This window comes from Streptomyces sp. NPDC049577, from assembly GCF_040675635.1.
Taxonomy (GTDB): domain Bacteria; phylum Actinomycetota; class Actinomycetes; order Streptomycetales; family Streptomycetaceae; genus Streptomyces.
The window spans coordinates 1-4,503 of the sequence record NZ_JBFAPH010000426.1 but is presented as its reverse complement, the minus strand read 5'-3'; the positions used below and the strand labels follow the sequence as shown (position 1 = coordinate 4,503).

Annotated in this window: 5 protein-coding genes; 1 reads left to right on the top strand and 4 read right to left on the bottom strand. The window is 73.1% G+C overall.

The window, feature by feature from the left end; genetic code table 11:
• A partial coding sequence (locus AB0K09_RS30165) for a hypothetical protein (protein WP_366068587.1) occupies positions 1 to 256 on the bottom strand: 256 nt, incomplete at its 3' end.
• 46 nt (positions 257 to 302) lie between these two features.
• Here AB0K09_RS30165 and AB0K09_RS30160 point away from each other — a divergent pair.
• Positions 303 to 557, top strand: a complete 255-nt coding sequence (locus AB0K09_RS30160; protein ID WP_366068586.1) for a mycoredoxin — start codon at positions 303 to 305, stop codon at positions 555 to 557.
• Positions 558 to 657: 100 nt separating this feature from the next.
• Here the strand turns inward: AB0K09_RS30160 and nudC are convergent, their stop codons facing one another.
• From nudC to AB0K09_RS30145, 3 genes are all read right to left on the bottom strand, one after another.
• A complete protein-coding gene (gene nudC, locus AB0K09_RS30155) occupies positions 658 to 1,587 on the bottom strand; it encodes an NAD(+) diphosphatase (protein WP_366068585.1) in 930 nt (309 codons plus the stop codon).
• A 64-nt stretch (positions 1,588 to 1,651) separates the two neighbouring features.
• Positions 1,652 to 3,070: a dipeptidase gene (locus AB0K09_RS30150; RefSeq protein WP_366068584.1), complete on the bottom strand. Its 1,419-nt coding sequence runs from the start codon at positions 3,068 to 3,070 to the stop codon at positions 1,652 to 1,654.
• A 10-nt stretch (positions 3,071 to 3,080) separates the two neighbouring features.
• Positions 3,081 to 4,503, bottom strand: a 1,423-nt coding sequence (locus tag AB0K09_RS30145) for a PD-(D/E)XK nuclease family protein (protein WP_366068583.1), incomplete at its 5' end; no start/stop codon positions are given.

Below are 4,503 nucleotides of genomic sequence, written 5' to 3'. Positions count from 1 at the left end.
GCAGCTCCAGGCGGTTGAGGAGCTGGTCCTTGAGCGCGGGCCGGACCTCCATGTTGCGGGAGGCGGTGACGACGAGGTGCACGCCGTAGCCGAGAGCACCGCGTCCGGGGAGTCCGGAACCTGCGGGAAGAGGGAGGGGAGCGTTGCTGCTGTCACTCCGCCATGCTGCCAGGTTCCCGGAGGCGACCGGGAACCGTTGTCCACAGGCGGGGGCCGCCGGTCGTACGAATACGGGAATGGCGGAGGGTGTGTGCACGTTCTACCACCGGAATCACACCACCGAAGGAAGGGCACGAGCGTCGATGGGCACCGTGACGATGTACAGCACCACCTGGTGCGGCTACTGCCGCCGGCTGAAGAGCCAGCTGGACCGCGAGGGCATCTCCTACAACGAGATCAACATCGAGCTCGACGCCGACTCGGCCGCGTTCGTGGAGAAGGCGAACGACGGCAACCAGACCGTTCCGACCGTCCGCGTGGTGCCCGTGAACGGCGGCTCCGAGGTCGTCATGACCAACCCGAGCCTCGCCCAGGTGAAGCAGGCGCTCGGCGTCTGATCCGGCGCGGCGCGGAAACTTGCCGCGCTCCGTACGGCAGGGAACAGGAAGGCCCCGGGCGAGCGCCCGGGGCCTCCCCGCTTCCGGCTCGGTCCGCCGGTTACGGCAGCGGCTCGCCGTACCAGAGCTCGATCAGCCGGGCCGCGATCGAGATGCCCGTCGGCGGCAGCACCTCACCGGAGGCGAAGGCGGCCCGCAGCTCGTCCCGCGAGAACCAGCGCGCCTCGTGGATCTCCTCGCCGTCGACCTGGATCTCCGACGACGTGGCCCGCGCCATGAAGCCCAGCATCAGGCTGGACGGGAACGGCCAGGGCTGGCTGGCGACGTACTCGACGTCACCGACGACCACGCCCGCCTCCTCCGCCACCTCGCGGCGCACCGCCTGCTCGATGGACTCCCCCGGCTCGACGAAGCCCGCCAGCGTCGAGAAGCGGCCCTCCGGCCAGTGCATCTGGCGGCCCAGCAGCGCCCGGTCCTTCTCGTCCGTCACCAGCATGATCACGGCCGGGTCGGTGCGCGGGTAGTGCTCGGCGCCACAGGCGGGGCAGCGGCGGACGTGACCGGCCGCCGCGATCACCGTGCGCTCGCCGCAGCGCGAGCAGAAGCGGTGCAGCCGCTGCCAGTTCTCCAGGGCCACCGCGTGCACCAGCAGGCCGGCGTCGCGCGGGGACAGCAGCAGCCCCGCCTCCCGCAGCCCGGCCGGGCGCGCCGACTGGTCGATGCGGCCGGGCAGCGCGTCCTTCTGCAGGGCGAAGTACGCGACTCCGTCCTCGTCCTGCCCGAGGAAGTAGCGGTGCGTCTCCGTGACGGGCGCCTCGAACGCCGGCGTCATCACGAGCTCGGTGCGGCCGTCGGGGGTGTCGTCGATCAGCGCCTGACCGCCGGAGACCACGAAGACCCGCGTCGAGGGGTGGCTCCACGCCGCGGAGAGCCACGCCTCGTCGAGGCGGTGGTGCGCGGCGCGGTCGATGCCGCTCTCCCCGCTGAGCGTGATCGGACGGGCGGCTGCGCTGTCGGTCCAGGTGGTCACTGCTGCTTCCAACTCCCCCTACGAATGGTGATGTGCGTGCCGGCTGGGCGCCGGTGCGGGCGGGCTAGCGCTCGGACGTCGCCCCCGCGGACGTCGTCCCCGCCAGGTCCGTCCAGAGGTGGGCGGCCGTCTCCACGCCCTTCATGAGCAGGTCGAGCTCGACCTTCTCGTTGGGCGCGTGCCAGCCGTCCGACGGCACCGAGATGCCGAGGAAGAGGACCGGGGCGCCGAGCACGTCCTGCAGGTCGGCGGCCGGGCCCGAACCGCCCTCCCGCGTGAAGCGGATCTTCTGGCCGTCGAAGGCCTTCCCCATCGCCCGGACCACGGACTGCAGCGCCGGGTGGTCCAGCGGGGTCAGACACGGCCGGGTGGCGCCCCAGAACGTCACCTCGTGCCGGATGCCTTCCGGCAGGCGGTCCGCGACCCACTGTCGCACCGACTGCTGCACCTGGTCCGCGTCCTGCCCCGCCACCAGGCGGAACGACAGCTTCAGCTGGGCGGCCGAGGGGACGATCGTCTTGCCGCCGGGGCCCTGGTAGCCGCCGCCGATGCCGTTCACCTCGGCGGTGGGCCGGGCCCAGATCCGCTCCAGCGTGCTGAAGCCCGCCTCCCCCAGCGGGGCGTGCGAGTGGGCCGTGCGCAGCCAGCGCTTCTCGTCGAACGGCAGCTCCGCGAAGAGCTCGCGCTCCGCGTCACTGAGCTCGACCATGCCGTCGTAGAACCCCGGGATCGCCACCCGGCGGTCCTCGTCGTGCAGCGCCGCCGCGAGCCGCGCCGCCTCGGTCGCCGGGTTGGGGACCGCGCCGCCGAACGAACCCGAGTGGATGTCCTGGTCCGGGCCCCACAGGTCGATCTGGCAGTCGGTGAGGCCACGCATGCCCGTGCACACCGTCGGGGTGTCCTCCGACCACATGCCCGTGTCCGACACGATCACCGCGTCGCAGGCGAGGCGGTCGGCACGGGTGCGGACGAGCTCCGGGAAGTTCGGCGAGCCGGACTCCTCCTCGCCCTCGACGAGCAGCTTGAGGTTCACCGCCGGCGCGGTGCGGCCGGTGGCCGCGAGGTGCGCCCGGACCCCCAGTGTGTGGAAGAGCACCTGGCCCTTGTCGTCCGCCGCGCCCCGGGCGTACAGCCGGTTGTCCTTGATCACCGGCTCGAACGGGTCCGTGTGCCAGCCGTCCTCGCGGGCCGCCGGCTGGACGTCGTGGTGCCCGTAGACCAGCACCGTCGGCGCGCCCTCGTCGCCCGAGGGCCACTCCGCGAAGACCGCCGGGGCGCCCGGCGTCTCCCAGACCTCCACCGTCGGGAAGCCCGTCTCCGTCAGCTTCGCCGCCAGCCACTCGGCGCTGCGGCGGACGTCCGCGGCCCGGCCGGGGTCCGCGGAGACGGACGGGATCCGCAGCCACTCGACGAGATCGTCGAGGAAGGCACCGCGGTGACCTGCGATGTACGTGCGGACGGCGCTGTCCGGGGTGTTGCTCATGCCATCGAGCCTATCCGGCTCCCGGGGGCTGCCGGGACCCGGTTTCCGCATCCGGGGGCGCCGGGGGTCCGGCCATGAGGATTCGTTCGAGGGCTGGGCGATCGGGGAGGTGCGGGGGGCTCACCGTTTCGCCGGTCCGTACGTAGACGAAGGCCGCTGTCACCGATGACAGCGGTACGTTCTGGCGTTCCGCCCAGGCCAGGCGGTAGATCGCCAGCTGGAGGGGGTCGGCCGTGCGGGCGCGGGTGGTCTTCCAGTCGACGATCTCGTACCGGTAACCCTGCGGGGTGCTCTCCCGGTACACCGCGTCGATCCGGCCCCGGATCACCCGGCCCGCGAGGGTGACCTGGATCGGCACCTCCACGCGGTACGGCGTGCGGCGGGCGTACGGAGTGCGCTCGAACGCCTCCTTGAGCGCCGCCAGGTCGCGCTCGTCCGCGATCTCCGGCTCGTCCTCCGCGCCGCCGGGCAGTTCGTCCGGGCCGAGCAGCGGCAGGGTGAGCTCCTCGTAGCGGGACTCCACCCAGGCGTGGAAGCGGGTGCCGCGGCGGGCGGCGGGCTGGGGGGCGCGCGGCATGGGGCGTGCCAGGTCGCGCGCGAAGGCCTCCGGGTCGGCTGCCAGGCGCACGAGCTGGGAGGCGCTGAGCGCGGGTGGCAGGTGCACATCGCGGACCGTCGCACGGGCGCGGCGGAGCTCCCCGGCGAGCGCCTCCAGGTCTCGGTCCCAGGAGGCTATGAGGCGCTCCTCCTCGGGGGTGCGCAGGGGATGTGGGATGGGGGCGGGTCCGGGGCGGGCGGGGCCGGCCGCCGGCGACTGCGGGCGCGTGGTGGACAGCTCCTCCCATGACGGCACGTCTTCTTCCGGTTCTTCTTCCGGTTCTTCTTCCGGGAGATCCTCGGGGTCCGGCCGGTCCGGGTCGTGTGTCTCCTGCGGGGGGTGCGGAGCCGCAAGGTGCGCCAGGACCGCCTCCGCCGCCGCTCGGCGGCGGGTCAGGGACGTCGGGTCCAGGGGCAGGGGCCAGGAGTGGTCCAGGGAGGACTCGGCGAGGGCCGGGTTCTCCTCGTCGGCTGCCGGTGGCTCCGCCCAGTGCTCGATCTCGCCGTGGCCCGCCTCGCAGTGTTCCCGCAGGGCCTCCAGGAACGCGGAGGGGCCCCGGGGGCGCTTCTGGCTCGGGCCCCACCAGTGCCCCGAGGCCAGGAGCAGGGAGCGGGGGCGGGTGAACGTGACGTAGCCGAGACGGAGTTCCTCGGTGTGCTGGTGCTCCTTCATCGCTGTTTTGAAGGCCGTGAGGCCCTTGGTGTCCCAGGCTGTGACGTCGGGGAGGGTCGCGGCGTCACCGCGCAGGGCGTGCGGGAGGACCTTGGGCTGGGCACCCGGCTGACCTTCGCACGGCCGCGCGTCGGGGAGACGCACACCGCCCGTGTCACGGACG